Origin of the sequence: Streptomyces sp. NPDC059828 (assembly GCF_042731955.1) — a bacterium.
In the GTDB taxonomy this organism is placed as follows: Bacteria; Actinomycetota; Actinomycetes; order Streptomycetales; family Streptomycetaceae; genus Streptomyces.
Window position 1 is genome coordinate 24755 of sequence record NZ_JBHWIW010000062.1, and the last position, 19020, is coordinate 43774.

Genomic DNA, 19020 nt, shown 5'->3' on the forward strand with positions numbered 1-19020 from the left:
GATCGTTCGACAATCCCTGCGTCGCCACCCCACGTCCCCACGGCACCCCTCCCTGTCTGCGAGGTACGGATGAGAGCAACCCACACAAGCCGGACGCGCCCATGACCCGGACCTCGATCGATCTCAACGCGGACCTGGGCGAGGGTTTCGGCCGGTGGCGGCTCACCGACGACGAGCAACTGCTCTCCGTCGTGACCAGCGCCAATGTGGCCTGCGGCTTTCACGCCGGGGACGCGGCCACCATGCGGCGGGTCTGCGCGCTGGCGGTCGAGCGCGGGGTGCGGATCGGCGCCCAGGTCTCATACCGCGATCTCGCCGGTTTCGGCAGGCGGTCGATGGACGTCCCCGCGGACGAGCTCGCCGCCGAGGTCGCCTACCAGATAGGCGCGCTGGCGGTGTTCGCGCGCGCGGCCGGTGGGCGGGTCGCGTACGTCAAGCCGCACGGGGCGCTCTACAACCGCGTCGTGCACGACGAGGGCCAGGCCGGGGCGGTCGTGGAGGGCGTCCTGCTCACCGGCGAACGGCTGCCCGTGCTGGGGCTCCCCGGGTCGCGGCTGCACGCGACGGCGAAGAAGGCGGGACTCCCCGTCGTCACCGAGGCGTTCGCGGACCGCGCATACACGGCGCAGGGCACCCTCGTGCCACGCCGCCAGGAGGGCGCCGTCATCTCCGACCCGGGGGCGGTGGTGGAACGGTCGGTCGCCATGGCCAGGACCGGGGTCGTCACCTCGCTGTGCGGCACATCCGTCGGTGTCCGCGCCCGGTCGCTGTGTCTGCACGGCGACACGCCGGGGGCGGTCGCCCTGGCCCGCCGGGTGCGCGGGGCGCTCGAGGCGTCGGGTCTCCGTGTGGAGGCCTTCGTATGAGGCTGCTGCCCGTCGGCGACCGGGCGCTGCTGGTGGAACTGGGCTGCGACGCCGAGGCGACGGCGCTGCATGCCGAACTGCTGCGGCGGCGGGCCGCGGGCGCGCTCCCCGCTGTGCGGGAGATCGTGCCCGCGGCGCGGACCGTACTCATTGACGGAATCGACGGGACCGGCGGGATCCACGGCGCTGGCGGGACCGGCGGAACCGCCGCGCGCGATCGGCTCGCGGCGGAGCTGCCCCGGTGGACCGTTCCGCCGCTCACCGCGGGTTCCGGCGCCGTGGTCGAGATCCCGGTGCGCTACGACGGCCCGGATCTGGCCGAGGTCGCGGCGGTGTGGGGGGTCGGCCCGCACGAGGTCGCGCGGATCCACTCGGAGGCCGAATTCCGTGTGGCGTTCTGCGGTTTCGCTCCTGGCTTCGGCTATCTGGCCGGTCTCGGCGAGCGGTTCGCGGTGCCGCGCAGGACCACGCCACGGACCTCGGTTCCCGCGGGCTCCGTAGCGCTGGCCGGGACGTACACCGGGGTCTATCCCCGCTCGTCACCCGGTGGCTGGCAGCTCGTCGGCACGACCGACCTCTCGCTGTGGGACCCGGCGCGTGAGCCCGCGGCCCTGCTGTCTCCGGGGGCGCGCGTGCGGTTCGTGCCGGTGGCCACGGGAGAAGCGGCGTGAGCGACCTGGCTCTGACGGTCGTCCGGGCCGGTGCCCTGACCACGGTGCAGGACCTGGGGCGGCCGGGGTACGCGCATCTCGGCGTGCCGCGCTCGGGCGCGCTCGACCCGGGCGCGCTGCGGCTGGTCAACCGACTGGTGGGCAATCCGGAGGAGTCCGCCGCGCTGGAGACCACGCTCACCGGGTGCGCGGTGCGTCCGCACTGTGCGGTGACGGTGGCCGTGGGCGGGGCGCCCGGCCCGGTGCGCGTCGACGGACGGGCGGTGGCCTGGGGTGCTCCGGTACGGGTCGGAGCCGGCGCCCTGCTGGAGGTGGGCGCGGCTCGGCGGGGGGTGCGCGGTTATGTGGCGTTCGCCGGGGGCGTCGCGGTGGATCCGGTGCTGGGCAGCCGTGCAGCCGATCTGCTGTCGGGTCTCGGCCCCGCACCGCTGGCCGACGGCATGGTGCTGCCGCTCGGGGCGCCGGCGGGGCACCCTGCGCGGCTGGACGGCGCCCCGTGGCCGGCCCCGCCGTCGGAACTGGTGCTGCGGGTGCGGTTCGGGCCCCGTGACGACTGGTTCACCGCGTCCGCGCTGCGGACGCTGACGCGCTCCCTCTACAAGGTGTCGGCGTCCAGTAACCGGATCGGCCTGCGTACCGACGGCCCGCCGCTGGAGCGGGCCGTGGCGGGCGAACTGCCCAGCGAGGGCATGGTCCTGGGCGCGGTCCAGGTGCCGCCGGACGGACGCCCTGTGGTGTTCCTCGCCGATCATCCGACGACCGGTGGCTATCCGGTGGTCGCGGTGGTCCATGAGGCGGATCTCGGAGCGGCGGCTCAGGCCGCGCCGGGAACGCCGGTGCGTTTTGTCGCGGGGCGCCCTGTCAGGGGGCGTCCGGGCGGTCAGGCCGTACCGTAGCCGCCGCCGCCCGGTGTCCGTACCACGAGGACATCGCCGGCGCCGACCTCCACCGAGTCCACTCCTCGCAGCTCCTCCACGGTGCCGTCCGCGCGCTCCACGGCGTTGGCGCCCCGCTCCGCCGGCTCTCCGCCCGCCATCCCGTAAGGCGCGACACGGCGGTGGCCGGTCAGCAGCGCGACCGTCATGGGTTCCAGGAAGCGGATGCGGCGCACCACCCCGCAGCCGCCGTGCCAGCGCCCCGCGCCCCCGCTGCCCGCGCGGATCGCGAAGGCGTCGACCCGCACCGGATAGCGCCACTCCAGCACCTCCGGGTCGGTGAGCCGGGAGTTGGTCATATGGGTCTGCACGGCGTCGGCACCGTCGAAGCCGTCACCCGCGCCGGAACCGCTCGCCACGGTCTCGTAGTACTGCACACGGTCATTGCCGAAGGTGACGTTGTTCATGGTTCCGGAGCCCTCGGCCTGCACTCCGAGTGCGGCGTACAGCGCCCCGGTGACGGCCTGTGAGGTCTCGACGTTCCCCGCCACGGTCGCGGCGGGGTACTCCGGCGCGAGCATCGAGCCTTCGGGCACCCTCACTTCCAGGGGTTCGAGGCAGCCGCTGTTCAGCGGGATGTCGTCGGCGACGAGGGTACGGAACACATAGAGCACAGCGGCCATCACCACGGATGTGGGGGCGTTGAAGTTCCCGGGCTGCTGACGTGAGGTGCCGGTGAAGTCGATGACCGCTCTGCGGGCCCGGCGGTCCACGGTCAGCGCGACCTCGATCACCGCGCCCCCGTCGGTCTCGTAGCGGTAGGAGCCGTCGCTGAGCCCGGCGACGATACGGCGCACCGACTCCTCGGCGTTGTCCCGTACGTGCCGCATATACGCCTGGACCACATCGAGCGTGAACTCGTCGACGATGCGGGTGAGTTCGCTGATGCCCTTCTCGTTGGCGGCGATCTGGGCCCGCAGGTCGGCGAGATTGGTGTCCGGGTCGCGGGAGGGGTGGGAGGCGCCGGTGAGCAGGCCCCTGGTCTCCGCTTCGCGCAGTCTTCCGTCACGTACGAGCAGCCAGTTGTCGAAGAGGACACCCTCTTCGTGGATGGTGCGGCTGAAGGCGGGCATGGAGCCGGGGGTGATACCGCCGATCTCGGCGTGGTGCCCCCGGGAGGCCACCAGGAAGAGCAGCTCGGGACTCCGCCCGTCCGTGCCACTGCCACTGCCACTGCCACTGCCACTGCCACTGCCACTGCCACTGCCACCATGGTCCGCGAAGACCGGGGTCACGACCGTCACATCGGGCAGATGGGTGCCTCCGTGATACGGGTCGTTGATCGCGTAGACATCCCCCGGCCGGAGCCTGCCCTGATTCCGGCGCAGCACCTCCTTGATCGACTCGCCCATCGAGCCCAGGTGCACCGGGATGTGCGGGGCGTTGGCGATGAGGTTGCCGTCGGCGTCGAAGAGCGCGCAGGAGAAGTCGAGACGCTCCTTGATGTTGACGGAGTGGGCGGTGTTCTCCAGGCGCACACCCATCTGTTCGGCGATGGCCATGAAGAGGTTGTTGAACACCTCCAGCAGCACCGGGTCGACATCGGTCCCGGCGGCGGCGCGGGCGGGACGGGGCCGGACGCGGGTGAGCAGCAGATGCCCCTGCTCGCCCACGGCGCACTGCCAGCCGGGGTCGAGCACCGTGGTGGCGTCGGCCTCGGCGATGATCGCCGGCCCTTCGACGGTGTCCCCCGGGGACAGGTCGTCCCTGCGGTACAGGGGTGTACCGGTGCGACGGCCGTCCAGGAACATACGCACGGTGTCCCGGGGTACCGCAGCCCCGCCGGTACGGGCCGCCTCGTCGGCGATCACCGTGCCATGGGCCCCCGCCGTCCCCACCGCCTCGACCGACACCGCCTCCACGACGAGCGGCTTGTCCATGGTGAAGGCGTAGCGCGCCCGGTGCTCCGACTCGAACGCCTCACGCATCGCGGGGGCCGTGCCGAGCGGCACCGGCAGCGCCGCGTCCGTACCGGCGTAGCGGATCAGCACGCGTGCGCGAGTGCTGATCGCTTCGGCCGGGATGGCGTCGCCGCGCAGCTCCACCCTTGTACGGTGCGCGAGTTCGCCGCAGAGCCGCGTGACACGGCCGGCGGTGGGCTCGTCCAGCGGGGCCTCCACGGACTGCTCCCGCATGGCGGTCGCATCGGCGAGGCCGATGCCGTACGCGGACAGCACTCCGGCGAGCGGCGGCACGATCACGGTGTCGATGCCCAGGGCGTCGGCCACGGCACAGGCGTGCTGACCACCGGCGCCGCCGAAGCTGGTCAGTGCGTAGCGGGTGATGTCGCGACCGCGCTGCACGGAGATCTTCTTGACCGCGTTCGCCATGTCGAGCACGGCGATCTCCAGGAAACCCGCGGCGACCTCCTCCGGTGTCCGCTCGGTGCCGGTCGCCTCGCGCACTTCGACGGCCAGCGCCGTGAAGCGTTCCCGTACGGCCCGCTCGTCCAGCGGCTGGTCGCCGCCGGGGCCGAACACTGCGGGGAAGTGGGCGGGCTGGATGCGGCCGAGCATCACATTGGCGTCGGTGATGGTGAGCGGGCCGCCGCGCCGGTAGCAGGCGGGGCCGGGGACCGCGCCCGCCGAGTCGGGGCCGACGCGGTAGCGCTGGCCGTCGAAGTGGAGGACGGAGCCGCCGCCTGCCGCGACGGTGTGGATGCTCATCATCGGGGACCGCATCCGCACCCCGGCGACCTGGGTGCCGAGCTCGCGCTCGAACTCCCCGGCGTAGTGCGACACATCGGTGGAGGTGCCACCCATGTCGAAGCCGATGACCCGCTCGAATCCGGCCTGCCCGGAGGTACGGGCCATGCCCACGACACCGCCTGCGGGACCGGACAGCACGGCGTCCTTGCCCCGGAAGTGCGCCGCCTCCCGCAGTCCGCCGTTGGACTGCATGAACATCAGCCGGACGCCGCGGAGTTCGGTGGCGATCTCGTCGACGTATCGACGCAAGATCGGGGAGAGATAGGCGTCCACGACAGTGGTGTCACCGCGGGGCACCAGCTTGATCAGCGGGCTGACCTCGTGGGAGCAGCTGACCTGGGTGAAGCCGAGGCCGCGGGCGGTGTCGGCGACGGCCGACTCGTGGGCGGGGTTTCGGTAGCCGTGCATGAGGACGACGGCGGCGCAGGTGAAGCCGTCACTGCGGGCTGCTTCGAGCTGCCGGACGACGGGGTCGAGCCGGAGCGGAGTGACGACGGTGCCGTGTGCGTCGATCCGCTCGGGGACCTCGATGACCCGGTCGTACACGGCTTCGGGGAGCAGGATGCGGCGGTCGAAGATCCGGGGGCGGTTCTGGTACGCGATGCGCAGCGCGTCCCGGAATCCCTCGGTGATGAGCAGGACGGTCGGCTCGCCACGCCGCTCCAGCAGGGCGTTGGTGGCGACGGTGGTGCCCATCTTGACCGCGCCGATGCGGTCGGCCGGTACGGGGTCGCCGGGACCGAGCCCCAGGAGCAGCCGGATGCCCGCTACGGCGGCGTCGCGACGGTGCTCGGGGCTGTGGGAGAGGAGTTTGCGGGTGACGAGGTGCCCGTCGGGACGTCTGCCGACGATGTCGGTGAACGTCCCGCCACGGTCGATCCAGAACTCCCAGCGCCCGCTCATTCCCCCATTCTGGCAAGCGGCGGGCCCGGGGACAGGGAGGCGAGGGCGGAGGTCAGGGCCGTTTCCGCGACATGGTCGAGCCGGACGCTGGTGCCACGGGCCCAGTGGCGCACCTCCGTACCGGCGAGGCCCAGGAGCTGCGGCAGCAGATCGGTGCACCGGCGCGCCACCCACGCGCTGCCCGCGGTGGCGAGCCACAGCGCCTTGGCGGCGGGCCCGGGCACGGGCTGCTCGGGCTCTGCTCCGGGCGGCGCGCCGAGGGCGAGTCCCTCGGCGGCCAGCAGCTCGTGGAACCGGCGGGCGATCATCCGGTGTCCGCGTTCGCCGGGGTGCAGCCGGTCCGCGCTCCACATGGTGCGGTCCTCGACCCAGGCGGCGTCCGCGATATGGAGATGGATGGCACCGTGACGCTCGGAGAGGGCGTGCACCACGGCGTTCACGGCCCGCTGACGCCGGGCGAGCGGACGCGCGAGAGGTCCGGGCAGTGCGAGCATCGTCCCCGGATCGGGCAGGCACGCCGTCAGGATCCGGGTGCCGTACGGCGTGAGCGCGGCGCACACCCTGTCCAGGCGCACGGCGATGTCATGGATGTCGAAGGTGTGGCGCAGGGTGTCGTTGACCCCGACGACGACGGAGGCTATGTCGGGTGCGCAGGCGAGGGCCCCGGGTGTCTGATGCTGGTCGACATCGCGGGTCAGGGCCCCGCCGACCGCGAAATTGTGGAACTCGGCGGGTCCGCCGGGCCCTCCCAGCCCCTGGGCGAGCAGCGCGGCCCAGCCCCGCCACGCTCCGTCGACCCGGTCGCCGACGCCTTCGGTGAGCGAATCGCCGAGCGCGGCGAAGCGGAGCGGGCGCGCGAGCGTGCGGCCGGGGCGCGACGCTGTGGCCGAGCCGTGCGGTGTGGGGGCCTCGTGGGCCGCCAGCGTGGTTTCGCCACGGGCGTCGATGACGGCCACGGCGTGGTCCGCGAGGCTCACTGCCTCCCCCGGCAGCCTCGTCAGCGGCACGGCTGCGTGCTCGCCGCCGCCGACCGCGCCGGGGGCGGACCCGGTGGCCTCGGCCGGGGGCGCACCCGATGACGGGGCGTCGAGCACAGCGGCAGCGGCGGACAGGTCGTCAGGAGGAGCCTGCGCGGCCGCCCGCGGGCTCCGGTCTCCCGTCATACCGTCACCTCCGGATGTCCGGGTATTCGGCTGGTGTGGGCGTCAAGGGCGGCGAGGAAGGCGGCGACCGCACGGTCCCAGCCGAAGAGTTCCGCCCGGGCGCGCGCCGCCTCGCGGCGCGCCGGCTCCGGGCGTGACAGCAGCTCCCGCACCGCGTCGGCGAAGGCGCCGGGCAGGTCGGGCGCCGCGATGCCCGCGTCGCCGATGATCTCGGGGAGAGCGGAGGACGCGCTGGCGACCACGGGGGTGCCACAGGCCAGGGCCTCCAGCGCGGACAGGCCGAAGGTCTCCGCGGGCCCGGGGGCCAGGCAGATGTCCGCCGCCGCCTGGAGATCCGCCAGAGCCTCACGGTCGGCGACGTGGCCGAGGAAGTGGACCGGAAGCCGCGACTCCCGGGCGCGGCGCGTCAGGCTGCTGTACAGCGGGCCCTCCCCGGCCACGACCAGTGCGGCCCGTACGCCGCGCTCGCGCAGCGTGGCGAGGGCATCCAGCGCCATCCCGGGACGCTTCTCGACGGAGAGCCGGGAACACATCAGCAGCAGGACATCGGCGCCGTCCGCATAGCGCGCGCGCAGCACGGTGCTGCGCCGGCCGGGCCGGCAGCGGTCCAGCTCCACTCCGAGCGGTGCGCGCACCACATTGCGCGCGCCGATGCGGATGAACTCCCGTTCCGCCCACTCGGTCGTGCACACGATCCGCGAGTAGGACCAGGCGCTGCGCCGGTTGAGCCGGTCCGCGGTGCGCTCGGCGAGCGTGCCCGGAACGCCCCAGGTGCGCAGCACCCCGTCCGCCGTCTCGTGGGAGACCATCAGCGACGGGACCCGGCGGCGGCGCGCCCACTCCCCGGTCCACCGCAGGGTGGTCCGGTCGGAGACCTCCAGGCGGTCGGGCGCGAGCTCGTCCAGGAGCCTGGTGAGCCGGGAGCGGCCCGCGAGTACGCGATAGCCACCGGTGCCGGGCAGCACGGTCCCGGGGAGCGTGATGACCCGCCCCTGCGGGGTCATGGTGTCGCTCTCCGCATCTCCGGGCACGACGAGCACGGGCTCGTGTCCGGCCGCCAGATAGCGCTTGCCGAGCTCGCGCAGCGCGGTCCTCAGCCCGCCCGACGCGGGGGTCACGAAGTTGGCGAGCCGGACGATCCGCAGGCCTTCGCCGCCGCCCGCGCGGATGGTGTCGTTCACGCCGCCACCGCCGTACGTTCGCGCAGCACCTCGTCGTAGTGCCCGATGAGCTGGTCGCCGACCGCGGCCCAGGTGCGGCCCTCGACGGTGGCCCGGCCCGCGTGCCCGTACGCCTCGCGGCGCGCGGGGTCCGCGACGAGTGCCGCCACGGCCCGGGTCACCGCGCCCGTGTCGCGGGGCGGTACGAGCAGTCCGGTGCGGCCGTGGTCGACGAGGTCCAGTGGTCCGCCGGCGGCCGGAGCGATCACCGGTACCCCGCTGGCCATGGCTTCCTGCACGGTCTGGCAGAAGGTCTCGTACGGGCCCGTGTGCGCGAACACGTCGAGCGAGGCGAAGATCCGGGCCAGGTCCGCTCCGGTGCGCCGGCCCATGAACACGGCGCCCGGGAGTGCTTCGCGCAGGGACGCCCCGCTCGGGCCGTCGCCGACCACCACGACGCGTAGGCCAGGCAGCCCGCAGGCACCGGCAAGCAGTTCGACGCACTTCTCGGGAGCGAGACGGCCGACGTATCCGACGATGGTCTCGCCGTTAGGGGCCAGTTCACGGCGCAGGGTCTCGTCGCGCAGCTCGGGCCGGAACCGCACGGTGTCCACACCGCGCGGCCACAACCGTACCCGGGGCACTCCGTGCTCCTCCAGATCGCGCAGCGCGGCGGTGGACGGGGCCAGGGTCCGGTCGGCCGCGCTGTGGACGGTACGGATGCGGCGCCACGCGGTGTTCTCACCGGCGCCCATGTACGTACGCGCATAACCGGCGAGGTCGGTCTGGTAGACCGCGACGGCGGGCAGGCCGAGCCTGGCCGCCACGCCCATGCCGCGCACCCCGAGCACAAAGGGGCTGGCGAGATGGACGACATCGGCCCTGTGCGCGGTCAGGGCGGCGGCGAGCCTGCGGCTGGGCAGGGCCACGCGGACCTGCGGATAGCCCGGCAGCGGCAGCGAGGGCACCCGCACCACCGGGCACGGCGCCTCACCGACGGGTCCGGCGACGGCCGGGGCGACAACGAGCGGATCATGACCGCGGGCGGCGAGGTGCCGGGCGGTCTGCAGGGCGCAGTGCGCCACACCATTGACATCGGGCGGGAAGGATTCGGTCACGATGACGACACGCATACGGGTGTTGTCGTCGGGCCGGGGGTGGTGCGGCCAACGGGGATCTTTCCGTGCGGGGAACGTCCCATGAGCGTTTGTCCCACGCCCCGGGGAGGGCCCGCCGTCGGTGGGGCCGGCCGCCGGCCCGGCGCTCTCCCGCCCCGCGTGTTCGGCGGGACCCGCGGCCCCGTACTGCTACTCGGACACGCGGATTCAGACCGGTGGCATGTCCAGCCCGATCCGGCTGCGGACCGCTGTCTGCACTTCGGCCTCCTCCGCGGGGTCGGCGGCGAGCCTGCGCAGTCGCTCGGCCACCCGAGCGTCGCCTGTCTCGGCGTGCAGGGCGGCGATCTCCCTGGTGGTCTCCTCGCAGTCCCAGAGGCATTCCACGGCGAAGCCGGTGGCGAAGGAGGGGTCGGTCGCGGCGAGGGCACGCGCCGTCTGGCCCCGCAGATGGGATGAGGCGGTTTCGCGGTAGACATGGCGCAGCACAGGGGCTGCGGCCTCGATGCCCAGCCGCCCCGCGCCGTCGACGAGTGACCAGAGCGTGGGGGCGTCGGGTCCCTGGGCGCGGACCGCCTCACGGAGCGCGCCGAGGACGAGTCCGGCGTCCTGGGCACTGCCGCGGCAGGCCAGCACACCCGCGGCCGAGGCGCCGAGCGCGTCGGGCCGCTGGACCCAGCGGCGCGCACGGTCCACGGCCGGCTCTCCGCACATCCGCTCGAAGGCGGCGACGGCGGCGTCGGCGACCGTACGGGACGTGTCGACCGCAGCGGCCTCGATGAGGTCGAGCACGGCGGGGTCCCGTGACTCGGCCAGGTAGTGGAGGGCGGTGCAGCGGGCCGCGTCGGGTCCGCTGCGCGCCGTCTCGATGATCACATCACGGTCGTCGGGTCCGGCGACCGCGCCGAGGCAGCGGGACGCCGGCACATGGAGCGGGGTGCCGCGCTCGTCCCCTTCCTGCGCCCACTCGAAGACTGCCTGCACGCTCCAGCCGGGGCGCGGCCCTGTGGGCCTGAGCTGGCGCTGCCAACGGTCGAAGGAACCGTGCTCCTGTGCGGCCCGCACACGTGCGCCCACGGCCTCCCGGGGATCCTCCGCCCACAGCCGCCACGGCCGGGGCTCGAAGGCATCACGCACGGCAGCGGCCAGCTCGGCGTCGCCATCGGGAGTGGCCGGGAAGCGGGCCAGCACCGGGCCGGCGAGCAAGCGCAGTCCGCTGTCGTCGTCGCGCAGGGCGAGCTCGTCCAGCGCCCAGGCCCAGTTGGACCCGGAGGCGGCGTAGCGCCGTAGCAGGGTCAGTGCGTCGTCCCTGCCGTACGAGGCCAGGTGGCCGAGCACCGCGAGGGCCAGCCCGGTCCTTGTCTCGTCCGTGTCGAAGTGGTCTTCGGCCTGGAAGAGGTGGGCTTCGATCGCTTCGAGGCCGCCGCCCAGATCCAGGTAGAGGCGCGCGTAGTAGAGGGAGCGGTTCTCCACCTGCCAGTCGTGGCGTGGGTCGCTCAGCACACAGCGGTTGAGGGCCTCGAGGGCCTCGGCGCGGGGCGCGGCGAGTGCATGCAGGGTGCCGTCGCCGCGGCCTCTCTGGAGCAGGCCGAGGAGGGTGCCACTCGGCGCTATGACTGGTTCGAACATGGGAAAGTGCCTCACATCAAGCTGTCGACGCAACCGGGGGTGTGTTCGCCTAGGCCGCGCGGCAACATGATCGGCTGCCCGTCGTCTTCCGCTTGATGAAGTCCATCTTCCTCTGCCTCTCGTCGGTGGCCCCTTGCGGGCCCGACGTCATGATGACCCAGCCGTTCCGCCACCGCGACCACATTTACGGCAACGCTCTCACCTGCGTGTTCAGCACCCGTTCACCGGTCGGGGAACGGCTCCAAGGGGGCTCTCTTCCCCAGGATCCGCGCGGTAACCACGACGGATGGAGTCTGTGCCTCCGGATCGGCCCCTTAAGAGTGAATCGCCAGGGTACTGCCCGTGGCGCGGCATGGCGGCTCCGTTGCACGGCAAAGATCAACGGGCCTCCGGCAACGATCCGGCGTGGGCCATGCGGGTGAAAAACCCCTAGTTTCACCCATTTGCAGCTTTTATCACATACATACTTCCTGTGAGGCTGGAAGAACTCATGGTGACCGTCCCCTCAACCAGGAGAGCACCTCATGATCCTGTCCATCTCAGGCGTCGTACTGCTGGGCATCATCGTCTTCCTCTTTTTCAAGAAGGACGGGCTGAAGGCGTCCCACATGCTGGTTTCCGCACTCTTCGGCTTCTATCTCGCGGGCACGGCCATCGCGCCGAGCATCACGGCGGGAGGCGCCAGCCTCGCCAGCCTCCTGGGCGGGATCAAATTCTGACTCCCCCGTCCGACCGCACCCAGAGCACAAGAAGCAGGAGAACCACGTGGCCCGGCGACCACTCCCCCGCATCCCGCTCGGCGGCGCCGACCGGATCGCCCGCAGCCGAGAGTTCGCGCGGACGGCCGCCGACAACGCCACCGACGTACTCCATCCGCTCATCACGGTCAGCCGTGGTCTGCGGCTGCTGGCCGTCGCCGGGCGGCGCAAGTGGGCCGGCATGCCCAAGGACCGGCGTGGGCCCACCCTTTTCCTGGCGGCTGCCTGCCTGATGGTGGTGGTGCTCCTCCCGTACGGGCCCTTGCTCGGTCTGATCACGGTGATGGGGGTGGCCGGATGGACGGGGCGTCAGCGCACGCCGGTGAAGACAGGGCCGGACGAGGCGGAGTTGACGCGACTGAAGGCCCTCTACGAGGCGCTCGTGCCGTACTTCGCGGTCCCGGAGGACCCCAGCCCGCTGTTCGCCCACGGCGGGGAGTGGTCGACGGCGTTCAGCGACCACTCCTTCGACGGCGACGGCCGGCTGACCCGGCTGAAGCTGCGCTACCCGGCGTACTTCCCCGACGGCGAGCCTGAAGCGCGCGACCGGATCGAACAGCTGCTGCACGCCAAGTCGGGGCGCGGCCGTGAATACCTCTTCGTCTGGGACGAGGAGAACAACCACCTCGTGATGAGCGTGCTGCCCCCGCTCCCCACCACGATCGCCGCTCAGCGGTTCGTCACCGGTCCCGGTGAGACGGTGCTGGGCTTCACCGACGCGGGCGCTGTGACGCGCACCGTGCCGGTGGTGGACGCGGACGGCACGAGCGACGCGCCGCCGGTGGTGTGGCGGACCGGGCCGCGCTCGACGGAGCCCCATCTGCTCGCCGTGGGTCTTCCCGGCAGCGGTACATCGACACTGCTGCGGTCGATCGCGCTCCAGGCACTGCCGCACGGCGATGTGCTGGTCGTCGACGGCAGCGGCACCGGCGAGTACACCTGCCTGGCCGGACGCAGCGGCGTCCTGGCCGTCGAATGCGGGCTGTCAGGGGCGCTCGCGAGCCTGGAGTGGGCCGCGCACGAGACCGAACGACGGCTCATCTCCGCGAACCGGGCCCGCCAGGCGGGGCACCCCGCCCCCGAGGACACCCGCAGGCCGCTGTGGATCCTGGTCGACCGGCCGAGCACCTTCGGCCATCTCGCGGCGGCGGACGGGCGGCAGGACCCGCAGCGGTTGCTCGAGGTGCCGCTGCGGCACGGACGGGCGGCAGCGGTCACGGTGGTCGTGGCCGAGCAGTCGGACGGCGCCCAGGAGGCCCTGTCCGAGGCGGTGCTCGGTCATACCAGGGCCCGGGTGGCCCTGGGACCCATGGCACCCGCGCTGATCGAGTCGGTGCTCGGTGCGCCTCCCCACACGACGCCGACCGGCGAGGTGCCCCCGGGCCGGGGATATGCACGGCTGGGCACGGGCGGGGTGCTGCGGCTTCAGGTCCCGGCGACACCGGATCCGTTCGACGAGGCCGCGGGGGAGGCGGAACGGCGGGCGGTGCTGGCGCTGCTGCCGGAGCGCGAGGACTCGGTGTCCGGGGTGCCGGTGGATCCCGAGGTGTCCCCCGCTACCGGGGTTTCCGGGGACCGCGAGGTATCCGAGGTATCCGAGGTTTCCGAGGTGGGCGTGCCCGGGGTGGCCGTCCCGGCCGTGGAGACCTCGGCGGGGCGGTGACGCTGCTCTGCGGGTGCGCGGTGGGCTCCGGGGCGTGCCCCGCGCCGGGAGCCCCGCCGCCACGGGGTGGGCCCCTGGGCCGCTGGGCTCAGGCCACGAAGGTCCTCGGGGGCTCTGTGCCTGTTGAGGCACCGGTTTCCACCAGGCGGGCGGCTGCGGCGAGACGGGCCGCGGCCTCGTCGGCGACCGGGCCGGCGACCGTGAAGGGCAGGCGGACGTAGCCCTCGAAGGCGCCGTCGACACCGAAGCGGGGGCCCGAGGGAACGCGGACGCCCACGCGTTCACCGACCTCGGCAAGGCGGGAGCCGGACAGGCCGCCCGCGCGCACCCAGAGGGTCATGCCTCCCTGGGGGACCTCGAACTCCCAGTGCGGCAGCTCCCGTCGTACGGCCGCGACCAGGGCGTCACGGTGTTCCCTGGCCTGGGCGCGGCGGATGGCCACCGCCTCCTCCCAGCCACCGGTCCGCATCAGCCAGTTGACGCCCAGCTGCTCGAGGACCGGGGTGCCGAGGTCGGCGTAGGCGCGGGCCGCAACCAGCGAGCGGATCACATCGGGAGCGGCCCTGACCCAGCCGATGCGCATCCCCGCCCAGAACGCCTTGCTCGCCGAACCCACCGTGATCACCGTGGAGCCCGCCGCGTCGAAGGCGCAGACCGGCCTCGGCATCTCGAGCTCCGCGTCGAGGCAGAGCTCGGTCATGGTCTCGTCGACGACCAGCACCGTGCCCGCCGAGCGCGCCGCGTCCACGAGCCGGCGTCGCTGGTCCTCGTCGGCCAGCGCCCCCGTGGGGTTGTGGAAGTCGGCGACGACGTAGGCGAGCCGGGGCGCGGCGTCCCGCAGCACCTGGCGCCAGCGGGTGATGTCCCAGCCCGCCAGGCCCTCGCCCATGGCAACCGGCACCAGCCGGGCCCCGGCTTCGCGCATCAGCTGGAGGATGTTCGCGTAGGACGGCGACTCGACGGCGATGCGTTCCCCACGGCCCGCGAACAGATGGCAGATCGCGTCCATCGCACCCATCGCACCCGTGGTGACCATGATCTGCTCGGGCATCGTCGGGATCCCGCGTGCGGTGTAGCGGTCCGCGATGGTCTGACGCAGCACGGGCAGGCCGGCCGGATAGTCGCCGTGGGTGTGCGCGTACGGCGGCAGTTCCTCGAGCGCTCCCCTGACGCTCCGGGTGAGCCAGGGCTCGGGCGCGGGCAGTGCTGCACAGCCCAGATCGATCATCGAGCCGAGGGACTCGGGCGGCAGTGGTTCCAGGCCGCGCGCGGGCAACGGATTGCCGGCGGGTACGGCGGTCCAGCTGCCGGCGCCCCTGCGGGATTCGAGGAACCCTTCCGTGCGCAGCTCCTCATACGCCGCCGCCACCGTCGTACGGCTCACGGCGAGCGACAGCGCGAGCTCGCGCTCGGCGGGGAGCCGGGCCGCCACGGGTACCCGGCCTTCCAGGACCAGCAGCCGGATGCCGTCGGCGAGCGCGCGATAGGCGGGTGGCTTGCGAGTGCCGGGCCCTGCCGGACGCGACTGCTGGGCGCTGAGCTGTCTCGCGAGCTGAGCCGATCCGACCGCTGAAGTCCACTGCGCCATAGGAAGTCAGTCCACCTTCGTCGAATTGGCCATGGATGGCCTGGGTTTCCCAGCCACAGAGTGTCATGAGCCAGTCCACTCACACCACCCCGGGGGGAAGCTTGACCAGCACCGCAGACACCACAGGCCACTCACGCCTCAAAGGCAGGCGCCTCCCCCGGCGATTGCTCCAGCTCTACGCAGGGCTCGCGCTCTACGGCGTGAGCTCCGCTCTTCTGGTCCGCGGCGGTCTCGGTCTGGAGCCATGGGGTGTGCTGCACCAGGGCCTGGCCGAGCTGACCGGTCTCACCATGGGGGTCGTCTCGATCATCATCGGGGCCGTCGTGCTGCTGCTGTGGATCCCGATGCGGCAGAAGCCCGGACTCGGCACGGTCTCCAACGTCTTCGTCGTCGGGGTCGCCATGGACGGCACCCTGGCCGTCGTCGCCGATGCGCACGGCCTCGCGGTGCGGATCCCGGTGATGGTGGCCGCGATCGTCCTCAACGGTGTCGCCACCGGTCTCTACATCTCGGCTCGCTTCGGCCCCGGGCCGCGCGACGGGCTGATGACCGGTCTGCACCAGCTCACAGGCCGGTCGATCCGCCTCGTCCGCACGGCCATCGAGGTCGCGGTGGTCGCCACCGGCTTCGCGCTCGGCGGCTCGGTCGGCATCGGCACCCTGGCCTACGCCCTGTCCATCGGGCCACTCGCCCAGGTCTTCCTGAGGGTGTTCGCCATTGCGGCCACGGAGCCCGGCAGCCGGACGGTGGGTGCAGTGGCCGAACCGACATCGGGGCGGGCCGCCGATCAGGTCATACTGCCCGGGTGACACGCCTACAGCAGCCCAGGCATCCGTACCTGGACCACCCGTCCCCCATCCCGTTCGCGCATCGCGGCGGTACCGCCGACGGACTCGAGAACACGGCCGCCGCGTTCCGCCGGGCGGCGGCCAGTGGCTACCGCTACTTCGAGACGGATGTGCACACGACCGCCGATGGAAGGCTGGTGGCCTTCCATGACGCGACCCTGGACCGCGTCACGGACGCCCGGGGCCGGATCGCTGAGCTGCCCTGGGGCGAGGTGAGCCAGGCCAGGGTCGCGGGCAAGGAGCCGCTGCCGCTCTTCGAGGAACTGCTCGACGAGTTCCCCGAGGCCCGCTGGAACGTGGACATCAAGGCCGAAGGGGCGCTGGAGCCGCTGGTCGACCTGATCCGCGGCAGGGACGCCTGGGACCGCGTCTGTGTCGGTTCGTTCTCGGAGAGCCGGGTGGCCCGGGCGTACCGGCTCGCGGGGCCCCGGCTGGCGACCTCGTTCGGGGTGCGCGGTGTGCTGGGGCTGCGGCTGCGCTCCCTGGGAATCCCGGCCTCGCTGCGTGCGGGCGCGGTCTGCGCCCAGGTCCCGGAGGCGCAGGGCGGCATCAGGATCGTGGACCGCCGCTTCGTGCGGGAAGCCCACGCCCGCGGACTCCAGGTACATGTCTGGACCGTCAATGACGCAGACCGGATGGCCACCCTCCTGGACCTGGGAGTGGATGGCATCATGACCGACAATCTGGAGACCCTGCGCACGGTACTCAGCGACCGAGGAGTCTGGCACTGAGCGGCCGTGGGCCGTGGCGCATCTCCATCAGCACGAGCATGGGGGTGCCCAGTGGCCCTTGAGACAGAGGACCCGACCGCCGGAAGAGGCAACGGCGACCGCCGGCGTGAACAGCGCGGTTGGTATTTCTACGACTTCGCCTGCTCCGTCTATTCGACGAGCGTGCTGACGGTCTTCCTCGGGCCCTATCTCACCGCTGTGGCCAAGGCGGCGGCGGACGCGGAGGGCTACGTCCACCCGCTCGGCATTCCGGTACGGGCCGGATCGCTCTTCGCCTACGCCGTGTCGGCGTCCGTGGTGGTCGCGGTGCTGGTGATGCCGCTGGTGGGTGCGGTCGCGGACCGTACGGGGCGCAAGAAGCCGTTGCTCGCCGCCTCCGCGTACACCGGAGCCACGGCCACGGCGGGGATGTTCTTCCTGGGGGGTGACCGCTATCTCCTGGGCGCCGCCCTCCTGATCGTGGCGAATGCCTCGCTGTCGGTCTCGATGGTTCTCTACAACGCGTATCTGCCGCAGATCGCCGAGCCCGACGAGCGCGACACGGTGTCGTCCCGGGGCTGGGCGTTCGGCTACACATCCGGCGCGCTCGTCCTGGTCGCCGATCTGGCGCTGTACACGGGGCATGAGTCCTTCGGTCTCTCCGAGTCGGACGCGGTGCGCATCTGCCTCGCCACGGCGGGGCTGTGGTGGGGCGCGTTCACGCTCATTCCGCTGCGACGGCTGCGGGACCGGGCCCTGACACCGCCCGACGGGCACGCTCCGGCCGAGGGTGCGGTGGGCGCCGGCTGGCGGCAGCTGATAGCGACCCTGCGGGACATGCGCCGGCATCCACTGACTCTGGCGTTCCTGCTCGCCTACCTCATCTACAACGACGGCGTGCAGACCGTGATCTCGCAGGCGTCCATCTACGGCTCGGAAGAGCTCCGCCTGGATCAGACGACGCTGATCACGGCAGTGCTGCTGGTGCAGGTGCTGGCGGTGGCCGGTGCGCTGGGCATGGGGCGCCTCGCCAGGACGTACGGCGCCAAGCACACGATCCTCGCGTCCCTGGCGGTGTGGACGCTGATCCTCGGGGCCGGCTACTTCCTGCCGGCGCAGACCCCCGGCTGGTTCTTCGCGCTCGCCGGAGCGATCGGCCTGGTGCTCGGCGGCACCCAGGCGCTGTCGCGCTCGCTCTTCTCGCACCTGGTGCCGCGCGGCAAGGAGGCCGAATACTTCTCGGCGTACGAGATGAGCGACCGTGGGCTCAGCTGGCTGGGCCCGCTGGTCTTCGGCCTGGCGTTCCAGCTCACCGGCAGTTACCGCGATGCGATCATCTCGCTGGTGATCTTCTTCGCGATCGGTTTCGTGCTGCTCGCCCGGGTGCCGGTACGCCGTGCCGTGGCCGAAGCGGGGAACCCGGTGCCGCATCGGATTTAGACGTTGAAGTGAAAGGCCGGTAGTGTACGCCTTTGGCCTGCCAGGCGGACCGTTACTGCGCGCTGAATTCCTCAGGACGCTGGGTGACACTTTCTGCCAGATGTGACAAACCGGGCACTGGTGGGTACAACAAGGGGCGGCACGACGGGCAACGACGCATGGACCGCAACGGACATGCGCGGGAATCTTTACCGCCGACCGGACGTTGACCGGATGACGACGACAGCGACACCTGTCCTGTGGGCGACAAGCCCGGGAGGCACGATTCATGAGTGAGCGAGCTCTTCGCGGCACGCGCCTCGTGGTGACCAGCTACGAGACCGACCGCGGCATCGATCTGGCCCCGCGCCAGGCGGTGGAGTACGCATGCCAGAACGGACATCGATTCGAGATGCCGTTCTCGGTAGAGGCGGAAATTCCGCCGGAGTGGGAATGCAAGGCGTGCGGCGCCCAGGCACTTCTGGTGGACGGGGAAGGCCCCGAGGAGAAGAAGGGCAAGCCTGCGCGTACGCACTGGGACATGCTCATGGAGCGGCGTACCCGCGAGGAGCTGGAGGAGGTGCTGGCCGAGCGGCTGGCAGTCCTGCGCTCCGGAGCCATGAACATCGCGGTGCACCCGCGCGACAGCCGTAAGTCCGCGTAAGGACTCGCGTACACGCGCAACCACCACGTACGGATCTACGTACGACCGAAAGCCGCGGGCTGCCGCACACGTCTTGTGTGCCGCAGCCCGCGGCTTTTTGGCTCTCCCGGCGCACCCGGCTGCCCGCCGGACGCATGACGGCGCGCCTGCGGCGGCGGTCATCCGGTTGACGCGGTCCAAACGGGCCGCAGGTTGCGCCGAGCGCCAGAAGGCCCTCACC

At 72.2% G+C, this 19020-nt stretch carries 15 protein-coding genes; 9 read left to right on the top strand and 6 right to left on the bottom strand.

What is annotated here, in order from left to right:
- Positions 1-101 precede the first annotated feature (101 nt).
- From ACFV6V_RS28240 to ACFV6V_RS28250, 3 genes are read left to right on the top strand one after another with little or no spacing between them, the layout of a single operon-like run.
- Positions 102-866 carry a LamB/YcsF family protein gene (locus ACFV6V_RS28240; RefSeq protein WP_385570432.1) on the top strand — a complete coding sequence of 255 codons (765 nt, stop codon included), beginning with the start codon at positions 102-104 and terminating at the stop codon, positions 864-866.
- Complete coding sequence (gene pxpB, locus ACFV6V_RS28245; RefSeq protein WP_385570434.1) at positions 863-1537, top strand: 5-oxoprolinase subunit PxpB; 675 nt, start codon at positions 863-865, stop codon at positions 1535-1537. The genes ACFV6V_RS28240 and pxpB overlap by 4 nt, the downstream gene beginning before the upstream one ends.
- Positions 1534-2433, top strand: a complete 900-nt coding sequence (locus ACFV6V_RS28250; protein ID WP_385570436.1) for a biotin-dependent carboxyltransferase family protein — start codon at positions 1534-1536, stop codon at positions 2431-2433. Before pxpB ends, ACFV6V_RS28250 begins: the two co-directional genes overlap by 4 nt.
- On the opposite strand, the gene ACFV6V_RS28255 is transcribed toward ACFV6V_RS28250, so the two are convergent.
- The 5 genes from ACFV6V_RS28255 to ACFV6V_RS28275 form a co-directional block, all read right to left on the bottom strand.
- Positions 2418-6083 (bottom strand): hydantoinase B/oxoprolinase family protein, encoded by a 3666-nt coding sequence (locus tag ACFV6V_RS28255; protein ID WP_385570439.1) that lies wholly within the window; start codon positions 6081-6083, stop codon positions 2418-2420. The two genes, ACFV6V_RS28250 and ACFV6V_RS28255, sit on opposite strands and share 16 nt — an antisense overlap.
- Positions 6080-7006, bottom strand: coding sequence for an SGNH/GDSL hydrolase family protein (locus ACFV6V_RS28260; protein WP_385570465.1), 927 nt, complete (start codon positions 7004-7006; stop codon positions 6080-6082). Before ACFV6V_RS28260 ends, ACFV6V_RS28255 begins: the two co-directional genes overlap by 4 nt.
- A 236-nt stretch (positions 7007-7242) precedes the next feature.
- Positions 7243-8427, bottom strand: a complete 1185-nt coding sequence (locus ACFV6V_RS28265) for a glycosyltransferase (RefSeq protein ID WP_385570441.1) — start codon at positions 8425-8427, stop codon at positions 7243-7245.
- Positions 8424-9539, bottom strand: coding sequence for a glycosyltransferase family 4 protein (locus ACFV6V_RS28270; RefSeq protein WP_385570443.1), 1116 nt, complete (start codon positions 9537-9539; stop codon positions 8424-8426). The genes ACFV6V_RS28265 and ACFV6V_RS28270 overlap by 4 nt, the downstream gene beginning before the upstream one ends.
- A 192-nt stretch (positions 9540-9731) precedes the next feature.
- Positions 9732-11150 (bottom strand): HEAT repeat domain-containing protein, encoded by a 1419-nt coding sequence (locus tag ACFV6V_RS28275; RefSeq protein ID WP_385570445.1) that lies wholly within the window; start codon positions 11148-11150, stop codon positions 9732-9734.
- A 524-nt stretch (positions 11151-11674) separates the two neighbouring features.
- On the opposite strand from ACFV6V_RS28275, the gene ACFV6V_RS28280 reads away from it, so the two are divergent.
- Entirely contained in the window at positions 11675-11869 is a 195-nt protein-coding gene (locus ACFV6V_RS28280) for a hypothetical protein (protein WP_338675385.1), read from the top strand.
- Between the two features lie 46 nt (positions 11870-11915).
- Positions 11916-13571 (top strand): hypothetical protein, encoded by a 1656-nt coding sequence (locus ACFV6V_RS28285; RefSeq protein ID WP_385570448.1) that lies wholly within the window; start codon positions 11916-11918, stop codon positions 13569-13571.
- Between the two features lie 88 nt (positions 13572-13659).
- Here the strand turns inward: ACFV6V_RS28285 and ACFV6V_RS28290 are convergent, their stop codons facing one another.
- Positions 13660-15159: a PLP-dependent aminotransferase family protein gene (locus ACFV6V_RS28290; RefSeq protein WP_385570450.1), complete on the bottom strand. Its 1500-nt coding sequence runs from the start codon at positions 15157-15159 to the stop codon at positions 13660-13662.
- A 65-nt stretch (positions 15160-15224) separates the two neighbouring features.
- Here ACFV6V_RS28290 and ACFV6V_RS28295 point away from each other — a divergent pair, with 65 nt between their 5' ends.
- The 4 genes from ACFV6V_RS28295 (at position 15225) to ACFV6V_RS28310 (ending at position 18800) form a co-directional block, all read left to right on the top strand.
- Positions 15225-15968 (top strand): YitT family protein, encoded by a 744-nt coding sequence (locus ACFV6V_RS28295; RefSeq protein ID WP_385570452.1) that lies wholly within the window; start codon positions 15225-15227, stop codon positions 15966-15968.
- Positions 15965-16738: a glycerophosphodiester phosphodiesterase gene (locus ACFV6V_RS28300; protein WP_385570454.1), complete on the top strand. Its 774-nt coding sequence runs from the start codon at positions 15965-15967 to the stop codon at positions 16736-16738. Before ACFV6V_RS28295 ends, ACFV6V_RS28300 begins: the two co-directional genes overlap by 4 nt.
- A 51-nt stretch (positions 16739-16789) precedes the next feature.
- Complete coding sequence (locus ACFV6V_RS28305) at positions 16790-18157, top strand: MFS transporter (RefSeq protein ID WP_385570456.1); 1368 nt, start codon at positions 16790-16792, stop codon at positions 18155-18157.
- A 268-nt stretch (positions 18158-18425) separates the two neighbouring features.
- On the top strand, positions 18426-18800 hold the full coding sequence (locus ACFV6V_RS28310; RefSeq protein ID WP_030757047.1) for an RNA polymerase-binding protein RbpA: 375 nt from the start codon (positions 18426-18428) through the stop codon (positions 18798-18800).
- Positions 18801-19020: the final 220 nt, after the last annotated feature.